The sequence below is a fragment of the Gordonia aquimaris genome (assembly GCF_026262595.1).
Classification (GTDB): domain Bacteria; phylum Actinomycetota; class Actinomycetes; order Mycobacteriales; family Mycobacteriaceae; genus Gordonia; species Gordonia tangerina.
Genome location: NZ_JAPKFM010000012.1, coordinates 37,447 through 62,882 on the forward strand (window position 1 = coordinate 37,447; position 25,436 = coordinate 62,882).

Annotated in this window: 27 protein-coding genes; 9 read left to right on the forward strand and 18 right to left on the reverse strand. The window is 67.3% G+C overall.

Translation table 11 applies throughout. From position 1 onward, the window contains the following. Positions 1-16: 16 nt before the first annotated feature. Complete coding sequence (locus tag OSB52_RS12725; RefSeq protein ID WP_235723864.1) at positions 17-583, reverse strand: flavin reductase family protein; 567 nt, start codon at positions 581-583, stop codon at positions 17-19. Between the two features lie 120 nt (positions 584-703). Between OSB52_RS12725 and OSB52_RS12730 the strand changes: the two genes are divergently transcribed. Continuing rightward, positions 704-1,648 (forward strand): AraC family transcriptional regulator, encoded by a 945-nt coding sequence (locus OSB52_RS12730; protein WP_235723863.1) that lies wholly within the window; start codon positions 704-706, stop codon positions 1,646-1,648. 94 nt (positions 1,649-1,742) lie between these two features. On the opposite strand, the gene uraH is transcribed toward OSB52_RS12730, so the two are convergent. From uraH to uraD (OSB52_RS12745), 3 genes are read right to left on the reverse strand one after another with little or no spacing between them, the layout of a single operon-like run. Then, entirely contained in the window at positions 1,743-2,069 is a 327-nt protein-coding gene (gene uraH, locus OSB52_RS12735; protein WP_235723862.1) for a hydroxyisourate hydrolase, read from the reverse strand. Beyond that, a complete protein-coding gene (gene uraD / locus OSB52_RS12740; RefSeq protein WP_235723861.1) occupies positions 2,066-2,599 on the reverse strand; it encodes a 2-oxo-4-hydroxy-4-carboxy-5-ureidoimidazoline decarboxylase in 534 nt (177 codons plus the stop codon). The genes uraH and uraD (OSB52_RS12740) overlap by 4 nt, the downstream gene beginning before the upstream one ends. Positions 2,600-2,609: 10 nt before the next feature. Next, positions 2,610-4,598 (reverse strand): 2-oxo-4-hydroxy-4-carboxy-5-ureidoimidazoline decarboxylase, encoded by a 1,989-nt coding sequence (uraD, locus tag OSB52_RS12745; RefSeq protein WP_266062024.1) that lies wholly within the window; start codon positions 4,596-4,598, stop codon positions 2,610-2,612. Positions 4,599-4,753: 155 nt separating this feature from the next. Between uraD (OSB52_RS12745) and OSB52_RS12750 the strand changes: the two genes are divergently transcribed. Then, a complete protein-coding gene (locus tag OSB52_RS12750; RefSeq protein ID WP_235723899.1) occupies positions 4,754-5,350 on the forward strand; it encodes a nucleotidyltransferase family protein in 597 nt (198 codons plus the stop codon). An 8-nt stretch (positions 5,351-5,358) separates the two neighbouring features. On the opposite strand, the gene OSB52_RS12755 is transcribed toward OSB52_RS12750, so the two are convergent. From OSB52_RS12755 to OSB52_RS12790, 8 genes are all read right to left on the reverse strand, one after another. After that, complete coding sequence (locus tag OSB52_RS12755) at positions 5,359-5,730, reverse strand: hypothetical protein (RefSeq protein ID WP_235723859.1); 372 nt, start codon at positions 5,728-5,730, stop codon at positions 5,359-5,361. Positions 5,731-5,743: 13 nt separating this feature from the next. Next, the gene (locus OSB52_RS12760) at positions 5,744-7,552 is read right to left on the reverse strand and encodes an acetyl/propionyl/methylcrotonyl-CoA carboxylase subunit alpha (RefSeq protein WP_235723858.1); all 1,809 of its coding nucleotides are present in this window, start codon (positions 7,550-7,552) and stop codon (positions 5,744-5,746) included. A 192-nt stretch (positions 7,553-7,744) separates the two neighbouring features. Continuing rightward, positions 7,745-9,271, reverse strand: a complete 1,527-nt coding sequence (locus tag OSB52_RS12765; protein ID WP_235723857.1) for a condensation domain-containing protein — start codon at positions 9,269-9,271, stop codon at positions 7,745-7,747. Then, positions 9,268-9,720, reverse strand: coding sequence for a SufE family protein (locus OSB52_RS12770; protein ID WP_235723856.1), 453 nt, complete (start codon positions 9,718-9,720; stop codon positions 9,268-9,270). The genes OSB52_RS12765 and OSB52_RS12770 overlap by 4 nt, the downstream gene beginning before the upstream one ends. Next, positions 9,717-10,613, reverse strand: a complete 897-nt coding sequence (locus OSB52_RS12775) for a sulfurtransferase (protein ID WP_235723855.1) — start codon at positions 10,611-10,613, stop codon at positions 9,717-9,719. Before OSB52_RS12775 ends, OSB52_RS12770 begins: the two co-directional genes overlap by 4 nt. Positions 10,614-10,908: 295 nt before the next feature. Further along, on the reverse strand, positions 10,909-11,568 hold the full coding sequence (locus tag OSB52_RS12780; protein WP_372475010.1) for a Maf family protein: 660 nt from the start codon (positions 11,566-11,568) through the stop codon (positions 10,909-10,911). Then, entirely contained in the window at positions 11,565-11,810 is a 246-nt protein-coding gene (locus OSB52_RS12785) for an acyl-CoA carboxylase subunit epsilon (RefSeq protein WP_235723853.1), read from the reverse strand. The genes OSB52_RS12780 and OSB52_RS12785 overlap by 4 nt, the downstream gene beginning before the upstream one ends. Further along, positions 11,807-13,435: an acyl-CoA carboxylase subunit beta gene (locus OSB52_RS12790; RefSeq protein ID WP_235723852.1), complete on the reverse strand. Its 1,629-nt coding sequence runs from the start codon at positions 13,433-13,435 to the stop codon at positions 11,807-11,809. The genes OSB52_RS12785 and OSB52_RS12790 overlap by 4 nt, the downstream gene beginning before the upstream one ends. 138 nt (positions 13,436-13,573) lie before the next feature. On the opposite strand from OSB52_RS12790, the gene OSB52_RS12795 reads away from it, so the two are divergent. Further along, positions 13,574-14,371 carry a biotin--[acetyl-CoA-carboxylase] ligase gene (locus OSB52_RS12795; protein WP_266062028.1) on the forward strand — a complete coding sequence of 266 codons (798 nt, stop codon included), beginning with the start codon at positions 13,574-13,576 and terminating at the stop codon, positions 14,369-14,371. A gap of 28 nt (positions 14,372-14,399) precedes the next feature. Here OSB52_RS12795 and OSB52_RS12800 read toward each other — a convergent pair whose 3' ends face one another. Further along, positions 14,400-15,005: a DUF6069 family protein gene (locus tag OSB52_RS12800; RefSeq protein ID WP_235723850.1), complete on the reverse strand. Its 606-nt coding sequence runs from the start codon at positions 15,003-15,005 to the stop codon at positions 14,400-14,402. 110 nt (positions 15,006-15,115) lie between these two features. Between OSB52_RS12800 and OSB52_RS12805 the strand changes: the two genes are divergently transcribed. From OSB52_RS12805 to OSB52_RS12815, 3 genes are read left to right on the forward strand one after another with little or no spacing between them, the layout of a single operon-like run. Continuing rightward, on the forward strand, positions 15,116-15,697 hold the full coding sequence (locus tag OSB52_RS12805) for a PH domain-containing protein (protein ID WP_266062030.1): 582 nt from the start codon (positions 15,116-15,118) through the stop codon (positions 15,695-15,697). Further along, entirely contained in the window at positions 15,694-16,368 is a 675-nt protein-coding gene (locus OSB52_RS12810; protein ID WP_266062031.1) for a response regulator transcription factor, read from the forward strand. The genes OSB52_RS12805 and OSB52_RS12810 overlap by 4 nt, the downstream gene beginning before the upstream one ends. Before the next feature lie 15 nt (positions 16,369-16,383). Further along, positions 16,384-17,727, forward strand: a complete 1,344-nt coding sequence (locus OSB52_RS12815; RefSeq protein ID WP_266062033.1) for a sensor histidine kinase — start codon at positions 16,384-16,386, stop codon at positions 17,725-17,727. Here OSB52_RS12815 and OSB52_RS12820 read toward each other — a convergent pair. Further along, positions 17,699-18,259 carry a GtrA family protein gene (locus OSB52_RS12820; protein WP_235723846.1) on the reverse strand — a complete coding sequence of 187 codons (561 nt, stop codon included), beginning with the start codon at positions 18,257-18,259 and terminating at the stop codon, positions 17,699-17,701. The genes OSB52_RS12815 and OSB52_RS12820 overlap by 29 nt on opposite strands. 78 nt (positions 18,260-18,337) lie before the next feature. Between OSB52_RS12820 and OSB52_RS12825 the strand changes: the two genes are divergently transcribed. Both OSB52_RS12825 and purE read left to right on the forward strand, forming a co-directional pair. Further along, positions 18,338-19,555 (forward strand): 5-(carboxyamino)imidazole ribonucleotide synthase, encoded by a 1,218-nt coding sequence (locus OSB52_RS12825; RefSeq protein ID WP_372512412.1) that lies wholly within the window; start codon positions 18,338-18,340, stop codon positions 19,553-19,555. After that, positions 19,552-20,097: a 5-(carboxyamino)imidazole ribonucleotide mutase gene (gene purE / locus OSB52_RS12830; RefSeq protein WP_266062034.1), complete on the forward strand. Its 546-nt coding sequence runs from the start codon at positions 19,552-19,554 to the stop codon at positions 20,095-20,097. The genes OSB52_RS12825 and purE overlap by 4 nt, the downstream gene beginning before the upstream one ends. A 79-nt stretch (positions 20,098-20,176) precedes the next feature. Here purE and OSB52_RS12835 read toward each other — a convergent pair whose 3' ends face one another. The 4 genes from OSB52_RS12835 to OSB52_RS12850 all read right to left on the reverse strand — a co-directional run bounded on the left by OSB52_RS12835 (position 20,177) and on the right by OSB52_RS12850 (position 24,112). Beyond that, positions 20,177-20,995 (reverse strand): dienelactone hydrolase family protein, encoded by an 819-nt coding sequence (locus OSB52_RS12835; RefSeq protein ID WP_266062036.1) that lies wholly within the window; start codon positions 20,993-20,995, stop codon positions 20,177-20,179. A gap of 5 nt (positions 20,996-21,000) precedes the next feature. Beyond that, a complete protein-coding gene (locus tag OSB52_RS12840; RefSeq protein ID WP_235723843.1) occupies positions 21,001-21,375 on the reverse strand; it encodes a nitroreductase family deazaflavin-dependent oxidoreductase in 375 nt (124 codons plus the stop codon). Between the two features lie 61 nt (positions 21,376-21,436). Next, positions 21,437-22,159 carry a TIGR03089 family protein gene (locus OSB52_RS12845; RefSeq protein ID WP_266062039.1) on the reverse strand — a complete coding sequence of 241 codons (723 nt, stop codon included), beginning with the start codon at positions 22,157-22,159 and terminating at the stop codon, positions 21,437-21,439. Between the two features lie 3 nt (positions 22,160-22,162). Beyond that, positions 22,163-24,112 carry an LCP family protein gene (locus tag OSB52_RS12850; RefSeq protein ID WP_266062042.1) on the reverse strand — a complete coding sequence of 650 codons (1,950 nt, stop codon included), beginning with the start codon at positions 24,110-24,112 and terminating at the stop codon, positions 22,163-22,165. Between the two features lie 377 nt (positions 24,113-24,489). On the opposite strand from OSB52_RS12850, the gene rfbD reads away from it, so the two are divergent. Further along, positions 24,490-25,410 (forward strand): dTDP-4-dehydrorhamnose reductase, encoded by a 921-nt coding sequence (gene rfbD, locus OSB52_RS12855; protein WP_266062044.1) that lies wholly within the window; start codon positions 24,490-24,492, stop codon positions 25,408-25,410. Positions 25,411-25,436: the final 26 nt, after the last annotated feature.

Sequence of the window (25,436 nt, forward strand, 5' to 3'; positions counted from 1 at the left end):
TGGTTATGAAAACGGTTCAGGCGGTGCGGGTTCCGGCCAGATGAAACGGGGTGAACGTGGTGGTCGAGTCGAACCATCCCGAATGCGGATCGTCGGCGCACAACGTCCACAGTGAGTTCACGCTCGGCTCGCCGAGATCGTGAAAGGTGCTGCGGTAGTACAACAGTGGTGACTTCCCGCTCGACGATGCGTCGACGATCTCGCCGATGAAGATGATGTGGTCGCCGCCGTCGTAGCTACGCCATGGGAGGCAACTGAGGGTGGCGGCGGCGCCCTGCAGGACCGGTGCGGTCGGCCCGTCGTCCCATCGGGGTCCCGGGTCGGCCGGCCTGCCGGCGAAATGCATTGCGATGTCGAGTTGATCGGCTGCCATGATGTTCACCGCGAATGGTGCATCGGTGAGGTACCCGCAGGCCTTGGACTTGCGCGTCAGGGTGACCTGGCAGAGGCGAGGTTCGAGCGAGACGGCCGTGAATGCGGTGACGGTTGCGCCGTGCGGCTCACCGTCGGCGTTTGTGCAGGTGATCACCGTGACGCCGCTGGCGAACTGGCCGAAGATGTTCTGTAGCGCCGTGCGTTCCATGTGACTACTCCTTTCGATGATCGCTAATGTGAGGTAGAACATATTTCGACGTCGGCCCCTTGACGATCCGCTGAACGCGACAGCGATCCGGAATGCGCGGCGAGGTCGTGAGGAGTGTCGATGAGTCAGCTGCAACAGCTTTCAATACCGGGTGATCCGGATTGGGATGCAGCGTCGGATGCGGTGTCCGCAGCCTATTTCCCACACGTGCTGCGGCCCCGTGTCGCCCGCAGCACAGCGACCGAGGCCGATGTCGCGGTCACGGTGCTCGGCCCGCTGCGTATCGCGCGGATCGGATGGGGCGCGGAGGTATCGATTCACTCCGACCATCCCGGCGCCTACGGCATCAACGTCCCGCTCAACGGTGTGCTCGAGACGTCGGTCGCCGGACATTCGGTGGTGTCGACCAGCGGGTCGGCGACGGTCAATCCGCCCGACACCCCCACCGACATCACCCGCTGGTCGAGCACTTGCACGATCGTCGGCGTCAAGATCGACCGCGACTTCCTGCACCACGAGATGTGTCGGGTGACCGGGCAACCCGACACGTCCATACCCGATCAGCTCGATCTTCGTTCACCCGAAGGCGCGAGTTGGTTCCGTCTGGTGCAGTCGATCGCCGGACAGCCCGCCGACGACCCGCTACTGGCCAACCCGTTGGTCGCCGAACAACTCGCCGGATCGTTGACCGATGCGTTTCTCTTGGCGGCCGTCCCCGACGATCGGGGCGATCATCTGCTGCCTCGACCGCGGATCGTGACCCGAGTGCTCGACGCCCTGCGCGCCGACCCGGCACGGCCCTGGACGGCCGCGGACATGGCCGAGTCGGCCGGGGTGAGCGTGCGTCGCCTTCAGGAGGGCTTTCGGCAATACGTGGGGAAGACGCCGCGTGAATGTCTCACCGAGATCCGACTCGCTGCGGTTCACGACGACCTCATGCGCGGAACGTCGGCGTCGGTGACCGACGCCGCGATGAAGGCGGGTTTCACCCACACCGGACGGTTCGCCGCCGCGTTCCGACAGCGATACGGCGTCTCGCCGTCCCAACTACTCACCGACCGCTGAGCGCGCGACCGGTGGGGGAGTTCTGGACGCAGTTTCGAGTTCCGGCCAGGAGCCCGAACTGCGGCCAGAGCCTGCAGGTGCGGCCGGCACCGGGTCAGCTACCCCGATATGTCGAGTAGGCGTACGGGCTCAGCAGCAGCGGCACGTGGTGGTGGCGCTGCGGATCGCCGACCTCGAAGCAGATGTCGACCTCGGGGTAGAAGCCGGTGAGCTGCTGATCGGCGAACCAGCTGCCGGTGTCGAAGACGAGATGGTGGATGCCGGCGATGAGCGCGTCGGTGTTGACCTGCGCGATCCGGCCGTCACCGTCGGTGACGCCGGCAGCGAGTTCGGTGCCGGAGGCATCCTGCAGGGACACCGCGACGCCGACGGCGGGTGCGCCGCTGACGGCATCGAGGACGTGGGTCGACAAACCGGTCACGCCTGGGCCTCCTCGTCGAGGTAGATGCTTGCCGGTGTCAGCATACGGACCAGTCGGCTGCGGTTGATCTTGGCGAGTTCCATGCGCATCACCCGGCGTTCGGTCTCGGGGTCATTGCTCATGCGCTGCTTGAGGATGTCGAGGAGCTCCGCGGCGGGGCGGCCGTTGGCGAACACCAGGTAGACGTGACCGAACCTCTCCTCGTAGGCCGCGTTGAGTTCCTTGAGCTCGGCCAGCACATCGGCGTCGGCGCCGGTGACCCCGGACTGTTCGCGCTTCGACGACGGATTGTCGGCGCGGTCGCCGATCCGCGGGTGTCCGGCCAACGCGTCGTCGAGATCCTTCTCGGTGAGCTCGGCCAAGATCAGGTCGGCGTATTCGAGCAGCGCCTCGTCGTCGGAGAACGGCCGGGCCGAGGCCACGCGCACTGCCCAGATTCGGGAGCTGCAGCATTCGAAGAGCTGATTGATGGCCTGACGTTCGGACAATTCGTTGAAACTGGACAATCCTCGCCAATCGACACGACGCATGCGCCCCAGCCTAAGAGAGTTCCGGTTGTCGGGTGAATCGGGCCGACGTGAACGGGTTGGCATCGGCGACGAGATCGTCGAAGCGGTAGTTCGCGATCTTGGCGATCTCGATCAACGCGAACGACTTCTCGCTCGTCTCCGAGTTGTCCATGCGTGCCCAGCCGTTTCGCAGGACCCGGTCGTAGCGTTCGGTCTCGCGGGCACAGATGACGAGCGGGAACCCGAAGTGCTCCTGGTAGGCGGCAGCCAGATTCACCACATTCTCGTGCTCGGTCTCCTCGAGGTGAGACAGCCCCTTGTGGTCGACAGCAACCAGCTCGCCGGTCTCCTCGTCCTCGGCGCCCAGATCCGGGAAGGCGCGGATGAGCGCCAACTGTTCCTCGTCGCTGCCGGTGAGCATCGCCTCCTGGAACGCGCTGCGCAGGTCGTGGACGTCCTCGAACGGCTTCTGATCCCAGGCCCGGTCGAGCACCCAGTCGACGTTCTGTACGACGCCGCCGAAGGTGTCCCGGAACTGCTCCTTGGACATCGTGTTGACCTCGTCAAGGGTGATCGCGCCGCCACCGGCCACCGCGGGCCCACGGCCACCCACATGGAAGAACAACAGATTCAACAGGATGGCGGTGATCGCGCCCATGGTGATCCCGGTGGAGAACGGGATCTGCAAGAAGATGTTCGGCATCGCCTCGTCCACTCCGGGCAGCGCAGGCACGTCGACCTGCTCACCGGACTTCTCGATCACGGTGGTCGGGGCGGCTGACTGGGAGAACTGCACATACAGCGCGACGGCCAGCGACGTCGCCGAGATGATCAGGTTGCGATGATCGGTGAAATCGACCGAGGTGAGTGTCTGGATGCCGACGATCGCGACGGTGGCGAACATGATCAACGCGGCACCGCCGAGGACCGGCGCAGGAATCGACTCGACCACCTTCGCCAGCTTGGGCAGCACCCCCAGAATGATCATGATGACGCCCGCACAGGCGACCACCCAGCGACTCTTGACGCCGGTGAGCCGGACCAGACCGACGTTCTCGGAGAAGGCCGTATAAGGGAACGAGTTGAACGAACCGCCGATCATGGTGGCCAAGCCGTCGGCGCGCACGGTGGCCGCGACGTCCTCTTTTTTGATGCGCTTGCCGACGATCTCGCCGGTCGCGAAGACCGACCCGGTCGATTCCACCGCGACAACGAGGAGCACCACGATCAGTGAGACGATTGCGACGATGTCCCACTGCGGCCAGCCGAACGCGAAGGGCGGGGTGAAGCCCAGCCACGACGCCTCGCCGACCGAAGAGAACGAGGCGTCGCCGAGGAGCCACGCGATGAAGGTGCCGACCGTGAGGCCGAGGAGCACCGCGATCGTCGCCATGAACCCGCGGAAGAAGCGTTGCATCAACACGATCAGCAGGATGGTGCCCAGTGCATAGCAGACCCAACGCCAGTTGGCGGAGTCGTGTAGATGGGTGGCGGGATCGCTCACCGCGTCGCCGGCGCCCACCGGGATGAGACAGATACCGATGATGGTGATCAGGGTGCCGGTCACCACCGGCGGCAGGAATCGGATCAGCTTGGCGAAGAACGGCGCGATCAGAAAGGTGAACACGCCGGCCGCGATGACCGCGCCGTAGACGGTCTGCAGCCCGACACGTCCGCCGCCGTGATTGTTGGCGATCTGGATGACCGGCGCCAGGGTCGCGAAGGTGATTCCTTGCAGCAGTGGCAGCCGGACGCCGATCTTCCAGAATCCGACGGCTTGTAGCAGCGAGGCGATGCCGCAGGTGAACAGGTCGGCGGTGATCAGCATCGTCAGCGCTTCGTCGTCGAGGTCGATGGCGCGTGCGATGAGCAGGGGGACGAGGACAGCGCCGGCGTAGAAGGCCACCACGTGCTGGGCACCGAGCGCCACCAGTTTCCCGGGTGGGGGTACCTGGTCGACCGGATGCACCCGGCGTCTGCGCTGCGGTGCCCCGATGGGGGCGCTGGAATCGGTTGCCATTGGCCTCATCACCTAGAGTTCGTAGCCCTGCCGTGAACGATCGCCGCGCACAGCAGATAAATAGTGAACCTCGATGCGGATTCCCGCTCGGCGGTGGATCGTATATTTCGACGTGGTAAAAGGTGCGGAACGGACAGGAGGCCAGTGCGGTGGCGATGACGGGACCCGAGAGCCGTGACCCGCCGGACACGTCTGCGAGTCGCGTCGGTGCGGTGTGTGGCGTGGTGCTCGCAGCCGGCGCCGGAAGTCGCTACGGAATGCCGAAAATCCTTGCACACCAAGGTCAGTGGCTCGCGATCGCGGTGCGGGCGCTGCGCGACGGGGGGTGCGACGAGGTGGTGGTGGCGATGGGGGCGAGTACTGTCGAACCACCCGGCGGGGCATCGGTGCTCCACGTCGACGACTGGGCGACGGGTCTGTCGGCGACAGTGCGCGCCGCCGCGGGATGGGTGGCACAGCGGCGGGATCCCGCCGCGATGGTTTTACATGTTGTTGACACACCCGATGTGGGGCCGGAGGTCACCGGCCGCGTCGTCGACGCGGCGCAGCGTCGGCGGGATGTGGTGGCACGCGCGGTGTTCGACGGACGGCCGGGCCACCCGGTGTACATCGGGTCCGACCATCTCGACCCGCTCGGTGCTCATCTGCAGGGTGACGTCGGGGCGGGACGGTATCTGGCGACCGTCGCGGGTCTGCGCACCGTGGAGTGCGGCGACCTGGCCACGGGCCGCGACCGCGACCTGCCGGACTGATCTCGCTCTCAGAGCCCGGGTAGGCCGTCCGGCACGGTGTGTGGCAGGGCCACGTCGAGTACGCCCGCGGCGAAGCGGGTCACCGGGCCGCCGGCGGCACGCAACGCGGCATCGTATCCGGCGCGTGCGCGACCGCAGTAGTGGGTGGGCTGACCGTGGGTGACGTCGAGTCCGATGACGGCGATCGTCTCGCCCGTGGTGGGGATGCAGATGCCCCACACGAACAGATTCTCCGATTCCCATCCACGCGCGACGACCTCGGTGTATCCGAGCGGATCGGGCACACCGAGGTCGTCGAGTGCGGGGACGTCGGAGATCCGTTCATCGGCACGCAGCGCGCGCAGATACCAGGCTCCGGCGTTGATCTCGACCGGTTCCATGACCGGTGCGTCGCTACTTCAGTTCGAGCAGCACGGTGCCCTGGGTGACGGCGGCGCCGGCCTCGATCGCGAGTCCGGTGACCACACCGTCCTTGTGGGCGGTGACGGGGTTCTCCATCTTCATGGCCTCGAGCACGACGACGAGTTCGCCGGCGGAGACCTGCTGGCCCTCCTCCACGGCGACCTTCACGACGGTGCCCTGCATGGGCGCTGCCACGGCGTCACCGGAGACGGCGGCATTGCCACCCTTTTTGCGGGACCGGGCCTTCGGCTTCTTGCGGACCACGCCGTTGGCGCTGCCGCCACCGCCGCCGAGCGCGAGATCACCCGGCAGCGAAACCTCGACGCGTCGGCCGCCGACCTCGACGACGACGTTCTGGCGCGGCAGCGACTCGTCGTCCTCGATCGGCTCACCACCGGTGTATGGCTCGATCGGGTTGTCCCAGTCGGTTTCGATCCACTTGGTGTAGACATCGAAGGTCTCGACGCCGTTCTCGTCGGTGTGGCCGTGGAAGGCCGGGTTCTCGACGATATGGCGGTGGAACGGGATGACCGTGGCCAGGCCCTCGACTTCGAACTCGGCGAGCGCGCGCGCCGAGCGCTCGAGCGCCTGCTCGCGGGTCTCGCCGGTGACGATGAGCTTGGCGAGCATCGAGTCGAACTGTCCGCCGATCACGTCGCCGGCAACGACGCCGGAGTCGACGCGCACGCCGGGACCGGTCGGCTCCTTGTACACCGTGACCGGCCCGGGGGCGGGCAGGAAGTTGCGGCCGGCGTCCTCGCCGTTGATGCGGAACTCGAAGGAGTGCCCGCGCGGCGTCGGATCCTCGGAGATCTCCAGCTTCTCGCCGTTGGCGATGCGGAACTGCTGACGAACCAGGTCGATACCGGAGGTCTCCTCGGTGACCGGGTGCTCCACCTGCAGACGGGTGTTGACCTCGAGGAAGGACACCAGGCCGTCGCTACCGACGAGGAACTCGACCGTGCCTGCACCGTAGTAGCCCGCCTCGCGGCAGATGGCCTTGGCCGACTCGTGGATCTTGGTGCGCTGCTCGTCGGTGAGGAACGGCGCGGGGGCCTCCTCGACCAGCTTCTGGAAGCGACGCTGCAGCGAGCAGTCGCGGGTGCCGGCGACGATCACGTTGCCATGCTGGTCGGCGATCACCTGGGCCTCGACGTGACGGGCCTTGTCCAGGTAGCGCTCGACGAAGCACTCGCCGCGACCGAAGGCGGCGACGGCCTCGCGGGTGGCCGACTCGAACAGGTGCGGGATCTCGTCGATGGTGTAGGCCACCTTCATACCGCGTCCACCGCCGCCGAAAGCCGCCTTGATCGCGACCGGTACGCCGTGTTCCTCGGCGAACGCGACGACCTCGTCGGCGTCCTTGACCGGGTCCTTGGTGCCCGGCGCCATCGGTGCGTCGGCCTTGAGCGCGATGTGGCGGGCGGTGACCTTGTCGCCGAGGTCGCGGATGGACTGCGGCGACGGGCCGATCCAGATCAATCCCGCGTCCAGCACAGCCTGCGCGAAGTCGGCGTTCTCGGAGAGGAAGCCGTAGCCGGGATGGATGGCGTCGGCGCCCGACTTGGCCGCGGCGTCGAGGATCTTGTCGAACACGAGGTAGGACTCGGCCGAGGTCTGGCCGCCGAGCGCGAACGCTTCGTCGGCGAGCTTCACGAACAGCGCATCGGCGTCGGGTTCGGCGTACACGGCGACGCTGGCCAGACCGGCGTCCCGAGCGGCCCGGATCACTCGCACCGCGATCTCGCCACGATTGGCGATGAGGACCTTGGAAATACTGTTCGCAGAGCTACTTGGCACTTGTTCTCCTGGGCGTCGTGACGCTCGGTGGAGCGGCACTTGGTCGTTATGAATCACATCACGCGTCTGGGGTTTCACCCGTCCGGCCGATCGTGACGGCCCTCGGAGTGAGGCACGACACTCGAGTCTAAGTGTCACGCGTTCAGGGCAATACCCTAGCCCACCGATCAAGCGATCGGTCGCCCCCTCCGGTTACTCGTCGGTACGAAAAGTGCTCGCGTCGCCGAGCTCCCTGATCAACCGGGCGAAATCGTGCAGGTAGGCCTGGACGGGACCGACGGGACCGGTGTCCGTGTCGCCGGGTACGGCGGCCGGAGTGGGATAGTTCACGTCGGCGCCCGGGACGTTCTGACGATCAGGCGACGCTGCGGGTTCCGGTGGGAAGCGGGCCGACACCCGCATGCCGCCGGGTGTCCGATTGATCCAGATATAGACCTCGTGGGGTGCATAACTGTGGCTGCGCAACACCTTCGCCCGGCCCGCGTCGGCCTCGGCCGCCCCCGGGGCATATCGCGTGTCGATGAACGAGATCACGAACAAGGGTTCGCCGCTGTGGCCGAGGAGTTCGGCGACCCGCAGGAACGGCAGCCCGGCGCCCTGGCGGGACCGTTTGAGTTCGGCGGTCGCCCGTGTGACCGCCTGATCGAAGGTCGGTGAATCGGAGACGTCGAGGGTGAACGGGGCCACCGCGACGAACCAGCCCAGCGCGGTGAGCCAGCGAGCGTCGTCGCGGGTGTGGCGGGGGAGCACGCAGCGGAACTCGTCGTCGCCGGTGCGATCGTGATGCACCAGGGCGCACGCCGCGAGCACACCTGCGGTCAGCGTGCCGCCGGCCTGCGAGCAGACCGCGGTGAATCTGTTGGCGGCCGCGTCGTCGAGGATCAGGCCGTACAGCGATTGCTGGGCGACGGCGGATTCGTCGCTCGGATCGGGGGCGGGTGACTCCAGCTCGGCGCGGTCGATGGTCGCGGCCTCGGAATCGGCGGTGAAGGCCGGCATGCCGCCGTGGCCGGCGCGCAGGAAATCCGTCCACGTCCGTACCGCTGGGTGGTCGCCGCCGGTCTGGTCGGCCATTCGGCGTTCCTGGGCGCTGAAGTCGACGTAGCTGCCGACGGGCGCCAGTTCGGGTTGCTCCTGACGCCGTGCTGCGCGGTAGAGGGTGGCGAGTTCGTGTTGCGCCATGATCAGCGAGTAGCCGTCGACGAGCGAATGGTCGGCGGCGAACAGCAGGGTGAACGAGTCCTCCCGGCCGACGGTGGCGAACATGTAGGCCGGCCAATGCAGCGGCGCCGTCGCACGGTCGAAGGCGCCGGCGATCTGTTCGACCAGCGGACCCGACTCGGTGTACCAGCCGATGCGGCCCATCTTGAGCTTGACGGTGCCGGGCTCTGTGCTGAGTCGTTGGAGGCCGTCACCGCGGATGATGACGTGGCTGCGCAACACCTCGTGTCGGTCGATCCACTGCAGCAGGGTGGTCCGGATGGCCGGGATCGACAGCGGTTCGGCGAATTCGATGGCCAGACCCAGCCAGGATTCCCGGCCGCCCTCGCGTCGGGTGCGCAGCCGATAGTCGAACGCCGACCGCAGATGCTGCTCGTGATTGTGCGACGTGAGGCGGGAATCGCGGCTCCAGGAACCCAGGCCACCCGAGACATACGGCATCCACTCGACGAGTCCGCCAGGCTCCACCGACTCGTCGCGGATCTGGACGAACTTCATGTCGAACTGGTGGGGGTGCCGGGTCCGTCCCCGGCCTGACGTCGCACCTGTCCTTTGATCCGGGCGAGCATGCCCGCCATACCCCGCAGTCGCAGCGGACTGACCGCCGAGCCCAGCCCCAGATCGTGATAGAAGTCCGCCGGCACCGCGAGGATCTCGTCGGCGGGCGCGCCGTCGAGGCCCTGATACAGGATCGAGGCGAAACCGCGGGTGGTCGGAGCCTCTGCCGGCGCCGTCAGGTACAGCCGCACATGATCAGTGTCGGCGGCGTCCACCGACAGGAATACCGGCGACTGACACTCCGGCACCGGCTCCATCGCGTCCTGTTGGAGGTGGGACGGGAGCTCGGGCAGTTCACGCGAGAACTCCAGCAGCAACGTCACCTTGTCGGCATCGCCGAGTGCGCCGAAGTCGTCGACGATCTCGGCGAGAGCAGCCGGCAGTGTCATGTCGTCGCCGGGGCGGCGCCCGGCTCGGGGCCGATGGCGATGGGCACCCGCACCGCGTTACCCCATTCGGTCCACGACCCGTCGTAGTTGCGCACCTTGTCGTAGCCGAGCAGATGGGTCAGCACGAACCAGGTGTGGCTCGACCGCTCGCCGATGCGGCAGTACGCGATGGTCGGGGTTGACGGATCGAGGTCGGCGTAGATCTCCTCGAGTTCCTTACGGCCGCGGAAGCGGCTGTCCGGTGCGGCGGCCTTGGCCCACGGGATGGAGATGGCGGTGGGGATGTGGCCCCCGCGTAGCGCACCCTCCTCTGGGTAGTCCGGCATGTGCGTGCGTTCGCCGGTGTACTCCTGCGGGGAGCGCACGTCGACGAGCGGTTGGGTACCGAGCGCCTCGAGCACCTCCGGCGCGAATGCGCGGATTCGGGAGTCATCACGCTCGACGACGGGGTAGTCCGATCGCGGGTACTCGGGCACATCGAAGGACGTGTCGCGATCCTCCGACATCCAGGCGTCGCGGCCACCGTCGAGCAGCCGGACGTCCTCGTGGCCGAACAGCGTGAACACCCACAGCGCGTAGGCGGCCCACCAATTGCTCTTGTCGCCGTAGATCACCACGGTGTCGTCGCGTTCGATCCCCTTGCTACGCATGAGCTCAGCGAACTGTTCACCGTTGATGTAGTCGCGGGTCACCGGATCGTTGAGATGAAGATGCCAGTCGATCTTCTGCGCGGTCGGGATGTGACCGATGTCGAAGAGCAGGACATCCTCGTCCGACTCGACGATCTTGAGTCCCTTCGCACCGAGATGCGCCGACAGCCACTGGGTGCTGACCAGACGCTCCGGATGCGCGTACTCGGCGAATGCCGGATTCGGATCGGTCTCCACGCTCAACTGCGGTCCCTTCAATCTGTGGTCGCCGATGCGGCATCGGGCGGTCTGACGGACACGGCGATCCGGTGTCTGGCAATGAGCCTACCCACTGCCGAAGTCGCGTGGCGTGCCGACTCACGGTCGTGTCGGCGAGCTGAGAGCTCAGCCGACGCGGTGCCCTTCCATGGACAACTCGCCCAGCCGATGTGACACGGCGTCAAGGACATCGTCGAGGGTGTGTGATCACGACGACGACCCTGGACACTGATGCCGGAATCCGTGCACTTGCCACGACATGCAGGTGTGTCGGCCCAGATCAGTTGTCCGATTTGCCAGTTGGGTCCGACAGCCACAAGTCGACGACCGACACCCCCACCTCGCCGAGCAGACGACGAACGGTCGGCAGGCCGATCCCGAGCACCGATGACGGATCGCCGTCGACGGAGTCCACGAACCAGCCGCCGAGCCCATCGAGGGTGAAGGCGCCGGCCACCGAGAGGGGTTCGCCGGTGGCGACGTAGGCATCGATCGTCGCGTCGTCGACGTCGGCGAATCTGATGGTCGTCGACGCCGCGGCGTGCGCGGAGGCGGCCACCAGGCCGTCGTGGATGCGGGTGACACAGTGCCCGGTGATGAGTTCGGCCGAGCGGTTGCGCATGGTGCGCCACTGGCTCTGCGCGACCTGTGCGGTGTGCGGTTTGCCGCTCAGCCGGCCGTCGAAGAACAGCATCGAGTCACAGGTGAGGACCACCACATCGGAGGCATCGCAGTCGGCGAGGACATCGGCCACCACGGCGTCGGCCTTGGCCTGCGCCAACCGGACGACGATGTCCTCGGGTGGAAACGCCGCCATGGTGGTCAGCAGGGCGTCCTCGTCGACGTCGGAGACGATCACCCGCGGGTCGAGTCCCGCGTCGCGCAGCACCCGGAGGCGGGCCGGCGACGCCGACCCGAGCACCACCTCCGGTGCGCTCACCACCTCAGATTGGTGAAGCTGCCCGGTGCGCCCCAGATCGGCCGCAGCCGGTCCTCAGGGCGTCCCCAGTCGTCGCGTGGCCCGGCGTCGGCGATGCCGCCACCGGAGGACCCGGCGGCGGAGGCGACGACCGCGACGAGGGCGGCGAGTTCCTCATCGGTCGGGTTACCCCGGACGACGCGCAAAAACGGTGCGGACTGTGTCTGCGTTTCGGCGTCGGCGCCGGTCTCGATGTCGCTCACAGCGGAATGTTCCCATGCTTCTTCGGCGGCAGCGTGACCATCTTGCGCTCGAGCAGGCGCAGCGCGGTCGCCACCTGGCCACGGGTGTGGCTGGGCGGGATCACCGCGTCGACGTAGCCACGTTCGGCGGCGACGTACGGATTGACCAGAGTGTCCTCGTACTCCTGCTGCAGTTCGAGGCGCAGTGCGTCGACGTCCTCGCCGTTCGCCGCAGCTTCCTTCAGCTTGCCGCGGTAGACGAATCCGACCGCGCCGGAGGCGCCCATGACCGCGATCTGGGCCGTCGGCCAGGCCAGATTGACGTCGGCGCCCATGTGCTTGGACCCCATCACGTCGTAGGCGCCGCCGTAGGCCTTGCGCGTGATGATGGTGATCTTGCCGACGGTGGCCTCGCCGTAGGCGTACAGCAGCTTGGCGCCGCGGCGGATGATGCCGTTGTATTCCTGGTCGGTGCCGGGCAGGAAGCCGGGCACGTCGACCAGGGTGACGATCGGGATGTTGAAAGCGTCACACGTGCGGACGAACCGGGCGGCCTTCTCCGACCCCTTGATGTCGAGGCAGCCGGCGAACTGGGTCGGCTGGTTTGCGACGATGCCGACGCTGCGGCCGTCCACCCGGCCGAATCCGACGATCACGTTGGTCGCGTACTCGGCCTGCACCTCGAGGAACTCGTCGTCGTCGAGGATGCGCCGGATGACCTCGTGCATGTCGTAGGGCTGGTTCGGCGAATCAGGGATCAGCGTGTCGAGTTCGAGGTCCTCATCGGTGAGGGTGTCCTCGATCGAGCCGGCAGCCGGCTGGTCCACCGGCAGGCGCGGGGCCTCGGCCCGGTTGTTGCTGGGCAGGTAGCCGAGCAACTCCTTGACGTACCCGAGCGCGTCTTCCTCGTCGGAGGCCACGTAGCTCGCGGTACCCGACTTCGTCATGTGGGTGTTGGCGCCACCGAGGTCCTCCATGGTGACGTCCTCGCCGGTGACCGTCTTGATGACGTCCGGGCCGGTGATGAACATCTGACTGGTCTTGTCGACCATCACGACGAAGTCGGTCAGGGCGGGGGAGTAGACGTGGCCGCCGGCCGCAGCGCCGAGGATCAGCGAGATCTGAGGGATCACGCCGGAAGCGCGGACGTTGCGGTGGAAGATCTCGCCGTACAGGCCCAGGGAGACCACACCCTCCTGAATACGTGCGCCGGCACCGTCGTTGATGCCGATCAGCGGCCGTCCGGTCTTGATCGCCAGGTCCATCACCTTCACGATCTTCTCGCCGTACACCTCGCCGAGGCTGCCGCCGAAGACGGTGGCGTCCTGGGAGAAGATGCACACCTCGCGGCCGTCGATGGTGCCGTAGCCGGTCACCACTCCATCGCCTACCGGGCGGCGCTCGGCCAGTCCGAAGTTGGTGCTGCGATGCCGGGCCAGCGCATCGAGTTCCACGAACGAGCCCTCGTCGAGGAGGTGAGTGATCCGCTCGCGCGCGGTGAGCTTGCCCCGCTCGTGGATTTTGTCCACCACGGCCTCGCCCACGGGGTGCTTGGCCTCATCGAGGCGGTTACGCAGATCGGCGAGTTTTCCCGCCGTCGTGTGGATGTCGGGGGCGGAGCCGTCCTCGCGCGAAGCAGTCGTCATGGACACCGATGCTAACGACCCGGGTGTGAGCCACGTCAAGCGGATCAACGTGAGATATGCCTCAGGTTCCCGAGCGATCGGTCGGGGAACGCGGATATGGCGTTGACCTGCACCTGTGGCGCGGTAGCGTCATCACCCATGAGCAACCATGCCGCCGATCTCGATGCCGATCGACTCCTCGAACTCCTGTCCGGTACTCGTTGGCGAGCGGTGGAGGTGGTGGCATCGACCGGCTCCACCAACGCAGACCTGGTCACACAGGCGGCTTCCGGCGACGTCGACGGCACGGTGCGGTTGACCACCGATCAGACGGCGGGGCGCGGCCGTCACTCCCGGGTGTGGTCCGCGCCGGCGGGAAGTCAGCTGGCCATGTCCGCGGCGGTCGCGGTGGGGTCCGAGACCGAGCATCTGGGTTGGTTGTCGTTGCTCGCCGGACTGGCGGCGGTCGACGCGATCGATGAGGTGGCGGGTCGACGCCCAACGCTGAAATGGCCCAACGATGTCCTGATCGACGACCGGAAGGTGGCCGGCATCCTCGCCGAGTACACGAACACCCCTCGCGGGGGTCTCGCAGTGATCGGGATCGGGATCAACACCTACATGTCGGCCGAGGACCTGCCGGTGCCGACAGCGACGTCTTTGCAGATCGGCACCGGAATCGAGGTCGCGCACACCGAACTGGCGGCGGCATTCCTGCGTGGGCTCGGGGACCTGTTGACGCACTGGCCCGACGACCTGGACCGACTGAGCGCTGCCTATCGCGATCGCAGCGACACCGTCGGCAGGCGGGTACGGCTGGTGATGCCCGGTGACCAGACAGTGACCGGCACCGCGGTCGGCGTGGACGCGATGGGTCGGATCGTCGTCGACGCCGAGGGCCGTGAGGTGGTCGCGGCGGCCGGCGACGTCACCCACCTGCGGCCGCTCGACGACTGAGACCTCGCGCGTCGGTCGTCTGGCTGCTTCAGCTGTCCTGGATGCTCTTGTGTCCCATGGCGGGGATCAGCGAGATGATCGGTAGCCCGATGATCAGATGAAGAATGGCGGTGGCGATGCCGACCGATAGTTCCGCGGACAGGATCAGCGGGATGATCACCGCCGCGGCGATGAGCAGACCGACGATCCAGCGGAAGAACTGATTCGGCGACGGGGTCACCATCTGCAGCACGTACCACAGCGCGCCGGCCGCGAGTGCGCACAGGAACGCAACCACCGCGAACCAGAACTCGTCACGCGCCAACGGATTCCACACCCCGAACCGGCCCGCTTCGTTTACCCGCTGCACGATCGCGCGGATGATCCACGCGGCCAGCCATGCGGCCAGGCCGGTCACGACACCGGTCATCACCACACCGCCGACGAACATCGTCGGATTGACGTTGGGTCCCAGCCGCGGTTTCTGGCGTCCGGCGTCGGCGGGCTGATACGGGTCCGCCGCATACGAGTAGGTCGGATCCGAGTGATCGGATCTCGGGGCGGGCTGCTGGCTGTAGGCCCGGGACTCGGGGTACCCGGGTTCATAACGCGCGGTCCGTGGATCGCGCGGGTCACGTGGATCGTGGTAGCTCATGTCTGTCGGACCTCGAGACTTCTCGTCACCTGCACGGCTTCACCGGAAGTGTACCCACGCCCGGACGGAGTTCGGCTGTCCCGTGCTCGCCGGACATTAAGCTTTAGGCCATGTCCTATCCACGGGAGAACCTCGCCCCGGGCGAGGAGATCGTGCTGCATCGGCATCCCCACTGGAAGTGTCTGATCGGCCCGTTCCTACTGTTCCTGGTGGTCACGGCCGCGGTCGGGCTGCTGGGTGGCGTGATCACCGGCGCCGACCTCGGTTCCACCACTCGACTGATCCTGTTGGGCATCGTCGGCGTGCTGTGGCTCGCGGCATTGGGTTGGTTCTTCGTCCGGCCGCTCGTGTCGTGGGGGTCGACGCATTTCGTCCTCACCGACCGGCGGGTGATCTTCCGCAACGGCATCATCACCCGATCGGGGATCGACATCCCGGTGCGCCGCATCAACACCGTCGAGTTTCGGCACGGTCCCATCGACCGGCTGCTGCGCACCGGCACCCTGATCATCGAGTCGGCGTCGGACGAACCGTTGGCTTTCGACGACATCCCGCAGGTCGAGCGTGTGCATGCGCTGCTGTACCACGAGGTACTCGACGTGGCCGAGAACGAGCCGTTCACCGACGGATACGACGGTGAGGCGGCCGACGACATGCCGGAACGTCGGCACGACGAGGGGAGCAGGCGATGACCGACGTGCTGTTGGCCGAGGATGACGCCGCGATCGCGGAGCCGCTGGCCCGGGCACTCACCCGCGAGGGGTACGGCTGCGAGGTCGTCACCGACGGCGCGCAAGCACTCGATCAAGCCCTGGACTGTCGGTTCGAACTGTTGATCCTGGATCTCGGGCTGCCCGAGATCGACGGGCTCGAGGTGTGCCGCCGGGTGCGCTCGGAACGGCCGACGCTGGCAGTGCTGATGTTGACCGCGCGCACCGACGAGGTGGACTTCGTGGTGGGCCTCGATGCCGGCGCCGACGACTACGTCGGCAAACCGTTCCGGCTCGCGGAGCTGCTCGCACGGGTCCGGGCACTGCTCCGTCGTCAGCAGAGCGCCGACGTGGTGCTCGACGGGGGCGACATCCAACTCGACACCCGCGGACGGCGGGTACTGGCCAACGGCGCCGACGTCGTGCTGGCCAATCGCGAGTTCGATCTGCTGCGTTTCCTGATGGAACGCTCCGGGCAGGTGGTCAGCCGTGACGAGATCCTCACCGAGGTGTGGGGGTCGGCGGATCTGCGCTCGTCGAAGACCCTGGACATGCACATCTCCTGGTTGCGGCGCAAGATCGGCGACGACCAGTACGACCGCCCGAGGCACATCGTGACGGTGCGCGGCGTCGGTTTCCGATTCGACCCCTGACCCGGGTGACCCGCGATGCGCCGCCGGATTCTGAACACGATGATCGCCATGTGTCTGGCGGTCGGCCTGCTGCTGGGTGTACCGCTCAGCGTGATCGCCTGGTGGTGGGTGTCGGACAACGCGCATCAGACGCTCGACGGGCGCCTCAAACTGATCTCCGATCAGTTGATCCGTCAAGAGGGTGAGGCCGGCAGCCTCGCGCCCGGGCAGCTGGATGTCGACGCCTTCCGGCTGCTGATCCCCGAGAACGGTCGACTGACCGTGCGCTACCCGGTTGACGGTGGTGCCGACGCGATGGTGGTGATCGGCGACCGGATCGACGGAGCGGCGATGGGTGACTCGATCGGACTCGGCAACGCGGGGTCACTGCTGCTGGAGATCCCGCTCGAGCAGGTGCGCGACGACCAGTTGGTGGCCGTGGGGATCGTGTTGCTGGTGGTGGCCAGTTCGATCGCGGCCGGCACCATTGTCGCGGCAGTGACCGCCGGAAGGATCGCCGATCCGCTCATCGACCTCGCCGACCGGGCCGCGGCCATGGCACGGGGCGACTTCCGCTCGGATTGGAAGTCCTACGGCATCGGAGAACTCGATCGGGTCTCGCGCGCACTGGGTGATGCGAACGCCGAGATCGCGCTGCGGCTGGAACGCGAGGGCGAGATCGTCGGCGACGTCTCACATCAGCTGCGTAGCCGTCTCACCGCCATCCAGTTGCGCCTCGACGAGTTGTCGATGCATCCCGACCCGTCAGTGGTCGGTGAGGCGGAGGCGGCGTTGGAGCAGGTGGAGCGACTATCCAGAGAGCTCGACGAGATGGTCGCGGCGTCGCGGAACGACCCGGCGGTGCCTGACGACATCGACGTGGCGGAGCTGGTGAACACGCTGATCGGCGATTTCCGTGCGTCCTTCGAGGCGGCCGGACGCACCATCTCGGCGCGGTTCGACGGTCGGGCGACCGCGGTGAGTGCGCGGCCCGGGCGCCTACGCGAGGCGTTGAGTGTCCTGGTGGACAATGCGTTGCAGCATGGTGGCGGGACGTGCCACATCCAGGTCGACGATCTGCCGTCGGGCGAGATGTTGCGCGTGTCGGTCTCCGATGAGGGCGACGGTGTTCCCGACCCGTTGGTCGGTCACATCTTCCGGCGGGGATTCTCTGCGGGCCGGGGTAATGGGGTGGGATTGTCGCTGGCACGGGCCTTGGTGGAGGCCGACGGCGGGCGCCTCGACCTCACGTCGCGTCGGCCCGCGGTGTTCTCCCTGGTCATTCCGTCGACCCACGGCAGCCGCCTCGGCGGCGCGGTCGACGGTGATCCGCCGACCGGGGAGACCGAGATCAGGCGTGACCGAGTTCCTCATCGATGAGTTCGGCGTCGCTCGGATGTAGGTCGGTGGAGCCGGCGTCCCCACCGCGCAATTGTTCGACCGGGAAGGCGAATTTGCGCAGCGCCCAGAAACGGAACGCCATCTGCAACAGGTTGCCGATCAAGAAGCCCAGGACGAAGTCGAGTACCACCAGCTCGGTGGTGGTGACATTGCTGCGCAGGTCGAAGACGTTGTTGGCCACCCATAGGGGTGCCGCGGCCAGGATCACGCCGATTCCGCTGATCGCGAAGAACAGCAGCGCCTCGTGATGGCGTTCGCGGCCACCACGGTTTTTGAACGCCCACTCCCGGTTGAGGATGTAGCTCAGGATCGTGGCCAGGGTCCCCGAGATGATGCGGGCCACCACCGGCTTCGGTTCCAACACGGTGAAGGTCAGCGCGTAGAAGATGACCAGGTCGAAGACGAAGGTGGTGCCCCCGACGAGAGCGAACTTGATCAGCTCGTGGTGTTGCATCGCGAGCCGACGAACCGGCTCGGGGAGTCGAGCCACGAGCTCGTCGATGAAGGGCACAAGATCCGAGTGTACGAAATCAAACCGAAGAGTAACTTCGCCGGTCGGTCATGCGCACGACGTGGCGAACGTGCCACGATGTTCGGCGTGACATCCAGCATGCCAACCGTGACGATGATCGGCGGTGGTCAGCTCGCCCGTATGACCCATCAGGCGGCCATTGCGCTCGGACAGTGTCTGCGCGTGTTGGCGTCGAGCGAGACCGATCCTGCCGCCCAGGTCAGCGCCGACATCGTTCTCGGCTCACACAACGAGCTCGCCGACCTCCGCCGCGCCGCGCAGGGCGCCGCCGCCCTCACTTTCGACCACGAAGGTGTGCCGCTGAGCCATCTGCAGGCGCTCGAGGCCGAGGGCGTGGCGGTGCGCCCGCCGTCGGCGGCGCTGCACTTCGCGCAGGACAAGCTCGCGATGCGGGTGCGGCTGGCTGAGCTGGGCTTGCCGGTCCCGGACTTCGCCGACCTGACCGACGCCGGCTCGGATGCGCGCGCACGGTTCGTCGAGTTCGGACAGACCCACGGTTGGTCGATCGTGCTCAAGGCGATCCGCGGGGGCTACGACGGGCGTGGTGTCTGGCTGCTCGACAACCGTGACGAAGCGCTGTCGGTGTTCGACGAACAATTCGGTGCCGGGGTCGGTCTGATCGCCGAGCAGAAGGTCGCGATGCGTCGCGAGTTGTCGGCGATGATCGGACGATCCCCGTTCGGGCAGGGCGCCGCGTGGCCGGTGGTGGAGACGATTCAGCGCAAGGGGCAGTGCGCCGTGGTGTTGGCACCGGCGCCGGATCTGTCCGACGAGGTCGCCGAGCAGGCGCAGCAGATGGCGCTGCGGTTGGCCGAGGCACTCGGCGTCGTCGGGGTGATGGCGATGGAACTCTTCGAGACACTCGACGGTGAGCTGCTGGTCAACGAACTCGCGATGCGGCCACACAACAGCGGGCACTGGACCATGGACGGTGCGGTGACCTCTCAGTTCGAGCAGCATCTGCGGGCCGTGCTCGACTACCCGCTCGGGGACACTGCGGCGCGGGCGCCGGTGATCGTGATGGCCAATATCCTGGGTGCCGAAACGGCGCCGGAGATGACGATGGACGAGCGTCTGCATCACCTGTTGGCCCGCATGCCCGATGCCAAGGTGCATCTGTACGGTAAGGGCGAACGGCCCGACCGCAAGGTCGGGCACGTCAACATTGTCGGTGGCGATACCGATTCGCCCGCGACCGTGCGGGAACGTGCGGAACGCGCCGCGCACTGGATGTCTCACGCCGAGTGGACCGATGGATGGGATGCGCACGCATGACCGAGACCGAACCCCACGACGCGGGGTATCACGAACCGATTCGGCCGCGGGTCGGATTGATCATGGGCAGCGATTCGGACTGGCCCACCATGGAAGCCGCCGCCGAGGCGTTGGCCGAGTTCGAGGTGCCCTTCGAGGTCGGTGTGGTGTCGGCGCATCGCACGCCGCAGCGGATGCTCGACTACGCCTCCGGCGCAGCCGATCGCGGGATCTCGGTGATCATCGCGGGCGCGGGTGGTGCGGCGCATCTGCCCGGGATGGTCGCCTCGGCTACCCCGCTGCCGGTGATCGGCGTGCCGGTGCAGCTGCGCACCCTCGATGGTCTGGACTCGTTGCTTTCGATCGTGCAGATGCCGGCGGGTGTGCCGGTGGCCACCGTGTCCATCGGCGGGGCGCGCAACGCGGGGCTCCTGGCGGTGCGGATCCTGGGTTCGTCGGACGCCGGATTGCGGTCGCGCATGGTCGATTTCCAGCAAGGGCTCCAGGCCATGGTGCTGGAGAAGGACGAGGCGCTGCGCACCAAGCTGCTCGGGGACGACTGAGCGGTCACCGACGGCCACAAGTGCCGTAGATCGGTGTCGCCAGGTGACTCAGATCTACGGCACATTCCTGTCCGCAGCCCTAGTGGCGCAACTTCTCGGCGAAGAAGTCGAGCACCTGTTCCCGTGCGTCATACGTGGGCTGCCCCGGCTCGTCGATGAGGTCCTCGGTCAGCACCGAATGTGGCTGCGGCAACATGGAATCCGGGCTGGCCGAGGAGTCGGGTAGCTCGACGGCCAGGAACGCGTCACCGAGTTGGTCCCGGAGGAAGTCGAAGCGCGACCGCGGGGCCAGACGATCACCCTCGAACCGTAGGCCCATCACCTGCAGCCCGGCGGCGCACCGACTCTTCACCCGCGCCAGGTCGGCGTCGCTGAGATCGATGGACCGGTTGCGTGCCGGTATCACACCGAACGGTAAGGACGGCTGGGACAGCACCGGGGCAAGCAGACGGTCGTCGGTGGCCATTGCCAGTGCGAAGCCGCCGGTGAAGCACATCCCGACGGCGCCGACGCCGGGTCCGCCGCACCGATCGTGTTCCTGGGCCGCGAGTCCACGCAACCAGTCGGCGATCGGTGAGGTCTTTCCGGTGGCCAGCACGGTGAACTCCCGGCTGATGCACGCCCGGGTGATCGTCTCGGCCATGTACCGCGTGGATCCGACGCGGCCGAGCGCGTCGGGCCGCGGATCTCGGCCGTCGACACCGAACAGTGAGGGCATGACCGCGGTGAGTCCGCGTGCCGCCACCTTCCGGGCGAAGTCGGCGACTTTTGGGCTGATGCCGGGCATCTCGGCGATGACGATGACCGCTGGGCCCTCACCCTTGGCATACACCGTCTTCGTGGCCGTTCCGACGGTGACATCGCGCGCGGTGAAATCGTCGAGAGCATCGTCGGGCACCGCGGTCACCCTTCGACGAGAGTGCCGATGAGGACGGACTCGAACATGCGGGCCGGGATGCGCGCACCGGACGCCACATCCGGGGAGTCCGACGGGATGATGCGCGGCCGAACCACCTTGTAATGCTTGGATTTGCGCACCAAACCGAATTCATTGGCAGCCTGCACGTTGCGTACCCAGTCGGTGTGGCGTCCGTAGGTCAGCACGATCGAGAGCCGGTCGTCGTCGACCCAGGCGAGCACCGGGATCGAGTACTCCTTTCCAGACTTGCGCCCCACGTGTTCCACCATCGCCCACGGCGCCAGCCGCGGAGCCCATTGGCGCTGGATCGGATTGGTCACCTTCTTGTTGAATCGCGCAACTGCCTTGGGGATCTTCACGCCTACGAGGATGCCCCACGCGAGCGGACTTGAGGGCCCTCTTCGGACGAATCCGCACGCGTCAGCGCAGTGTGATGTCCGCACGTTCGGTGTCGGCGAGTCCGGCCAACCGGTCGTCGTCGGGATGCGACACGGTGACGAGAGAGGCGCCAACGGCCAGCGGCGCAACGAGATTGCCGATGACGCCGCGAGCATCGTGCCACCGGCGGGCGGTGAGGACACGTGTCCCGGCCGAGACGCCGTCGGCGGCTGCGGCGCGCCGTGCGGTGGCGAGCACCGTGGCGGTGTCGTCGTCGTCGAGCACCGGTCCGGCGGGGACGTCGGTCGGGGAGTACTGGTCGCCGTGGACGCGTACCGCGGTCGCGAAGTCGGTGACCCCAACGGGCAGGTCGCGCACGCCCATCGCGAACGGGTCTAGTGAGGCGACGAGCAGCTCATCGACATCGTCGTGAGCGTCGATGCGTTGCGCCGACGTCACGGCGACGCCGACAGCGCCGGTGTCGCCGGAGCTGCCCGGCAAGCGGACGCGCGCACCGGCCCACCACGCGCCGAGCAGGATCGCTGCGGTCTGCCAATGCTCCGGAAGGTCGACAACGACCTCGTCGCCGGGCGCGAGGCCGAGTTCGTCGACAAAGAAGTTCGCCGACTTCGCGGCCCAATTCCCCAGGGTGGCACCAGAAAGCTCGGTACGTTCACCGCTTCGGTGGTCGTAGTAGGTCAGCAACGGTTGCGACCAGTCGGCGACGGCGGCGAATACGGCGGCAGTGATGGTGGTGTCGGTCATCGATCAGTTCACACAGGTCGGGCCGTCGGTGCCGGCCGTGATGGGTGGGCGGTTGTTGCCGACGCGCTCGCTGGCCGGGACGTTGTCGACCTGGGTTCCGGTGTCGAGGATCGAACCCGGGCCCTCGTAGGTGTTGGTGAGCACGGCCTTCAGATGCTTCTCCGGTAGTGAGGAATCCACGCGCACCTCGGCGCCGCCGAGATCCTTGGCCAGTTGGCGGGCCCCGGCGTCCTCGGCGTGGGTGTACACGACCGTGTCGCGGTCGTCGGCACTGCCGCTGAGGGTGTCGCCGGACTGGAACCCCTTGGTGGTCAAGATATTGGCGACGTTCGATGCGAGACCGTCGATAGTGCCGGCGTTGACCACGTCGACAGTGTAGTCGGCGCGTTCCGGTGTGCCGTCGTCCTGCTTGCGGTTGAGGAGGTTGTCGGTGAAGGTCCGCACCTGGTTGGGGTCGACCTCGACGACGCTCTGCTGGCCGTCCTCGCTCCACCCTTGCTCGGTGACCACCGGGATGGTGGCGAACTTGACGCGTCCGCCGCTGAGGTCCTTCAGTTGTTCGGCGAGTTTCACGACATCCCAGTTGTCGTCGATCACGACCGACCGGGAGACCGCCCGCTGCAGTTCGGACAGCTTGCCGGGGTCGGCGAGCATGTTGGCCGACAGCATCTTGTTGGCCAGCGAGGCCATGAACACCTGCTGCCGAGTGATGCGATCGAGGTCGCCGCGCGGCAGCCCGTGGCGTTGCCGGACGAAACTGAGTGCCTTGGGGCCGTTGAGGGTTTGTTCGCCGGCGCGGAACCGTGCCCCCGAATACGGTTCGTTGACCGCGTCTTTCAGGCAGACGTCGACGCCGCCCACGGCATTGGTCAGCAGCACGAAGCCGAGCAGACCCACCTCGGCGTAGTGGTCGACGTGCACGCCGGTCAGGCCGGTCACGCTGTCGATGAGGGCCTTGCGTCCGGCCTGCGTGCCGTCGTTCTCGGCCGCCGCGGGCGTCGCACCGGCCTCGACCGCGCGCTGGCGCACACCCTCCTTGGTGGTGCCGTATGCCGCATTGATCTTCGACATCCCGATGCCGGGAACCTCGACGTAGGAGTCGCGAGGGATCGAGATCGCCGTCGCCGACGATCCGTCGTTCGGGATCCGGATCAACAGGATGGTGTCGGTGTTGGTGGCGACTTCCTCGCCCGAGCGCAAGAGTTTGAGTTCGTCCGCCGACAGCGGATTGCCCTTGGCATCGGTGCGTGAATCGGTGCCGACGAGCAGGATGTCGACCGCGCCGTCGTCGGCGCCGCCGAGACCCAGGCCACCCAACTGGGTGATGTTGGAGTTGAGATTGTTTACGTTGTTCCACGCGTAGCCGGTGCACAACAGCACCGACACCGAGAGCAGCGCGACGAGCCCACGACCGATGCCGGCCCGGCTGGTCTTGGCCCGCCAGGACGGGCGCGACGGCGGGGTCGGGCCGGTTCCGTCTGGACGCGGTTCGCGGGGGCGCCGATTGGAACCCGATGTCGCGGTCGCTGCTGCTGCCGGCCGATCCGGTCGGTCTCGCCGTTCGGGCTGCGCCGCCCGACGTCGAGAGCGCGGGTGTCGGGGGTCGGAGGGGCCGCCACCACGTTGATCGGCCTCGGCTGCCGGGCGTCGTCGCCGCCGCGGTGAATCTGTGGCGCCGTCGGTGTGGATTTCGTCGGATGCGGTCGAGACGACGTCGGGCCGGCGGCCCCGGACACCTCGGCCCGCGGGAGGTGAGGACACGGGTCGCCGGCGTGGCGGAGGTGCCGACACATCATCAGGGCTCGGTCGGCGGCGCTTCGGCTGCCCGGACGCGCGCGGGTCGACGCGGTCCTCCGGAGAGGGCCTGCGGCGGCGTTGCTCGGGTCCCGACCCCGGGGCCTGTTCCGGCGGCCGCCGGCGAGGTGTGCGTGGCTGCTCCCGGCCACCTGTCATCCTCCGGTCATCAGCCGGCGCCCCCTCTGGCCTCTTTCGGTCGGTTGGCTTCCGGTCCGTCGATGACATGGGACGTGGCGTGGACTCGTCGGGGCGTGTGCGACCACCGTGACGTCGGCGTGCATCACCAGGTCGAGACTCCACGAGCGGGTCATCACCTTTCGTCGTCGGTCACCACGGCTCTGCTTGCCTGCCGGTCACTGTTGGGTGTGACGCATGTGTGTGCAGATGTCGGTGATGTTGGCGTTTCAGATGTTGCAGTTCTGACGCCAGGCTATTGAAGTGGCGTAGGAAATCCGGGAACGCCACGCCGTATCAGTCCCGCGAGACTCACATCACCGACCGCCATCGCGTCCCGGCGGCCCGCGTGCGGCACGATGGCAGCCATGAGTCCGACGTTCTTCGTCATCGGTGCGACCGGACAGCTCGGCACCGCGCTGCGGGCCGACGCGGATGCGCCCGCCAACATACGTGCGCTGGGGTCGGCTGACGTCGACATCGCCGACGCGGCGTCGGTGTCCACGGCGTTGTCCGATCTGGGGCCGGGTGATGTGGTGCTCAACTGTGCGGCCTACACCGACGTAGACGGTGCGGAGTCCGACACCGCCCGCGCCTACGCGATCAATCGCGACGGACCGGCGAATCTCGCGCGAGCAACGCGTGCGGCGGGGGCCTGGCTGATCCACGTCTCGACCGACTACGTCTTCGCCGGCGCGGCGGCGACCACCACCGCCCCACGCCGCGCGCAGCCGTACCAACCCGGCGACGCCACGGGTACCCCGGAGACGGTGTACGGCGCGTCCAAACTCGCCGGCGAGCAACTCGCCGTCGAGCTCGATCCGGCCACCACGATCGTGCGGACCGCGTGGGTCTACACCGGCGGTCCGAACAGTCGTGACTTCGTCGGCACCATGCGGCGCCTGGAGGCGTCCCGCGACACGGTGTCGGTGGTCGACGACCAGACCGGATCGCCCACCTACGCCGCAGATCTGGCGGCCGGGCTCTGGGAACTCGCGGCGCGCGGCCGCGACCGGAGGGTGGCCGGCGCGGTGCTGCACGCCACCAATTCCGGCAGCGTCACCTGGTTCGCCGTGGCACGCGCGGTGTTCGCCGAGGTGGGGGCCGATCCGGACCGGGTGCAACCGTGCACCACCGCGCAGTTCCCTCGTCCCGCGCCGCGACCGGCGTACTCAGTGTTGTCGCCGACCGCGTGGGCCGAGGCGGGCCTGGCCCCATTGCGTGACTGGCGGGCAGCCCTGCATGCCGCCGTGACGCTCGATCACGCTTCGGTGGACTGACACGTGTCGCAGCCGCGCAGGACATC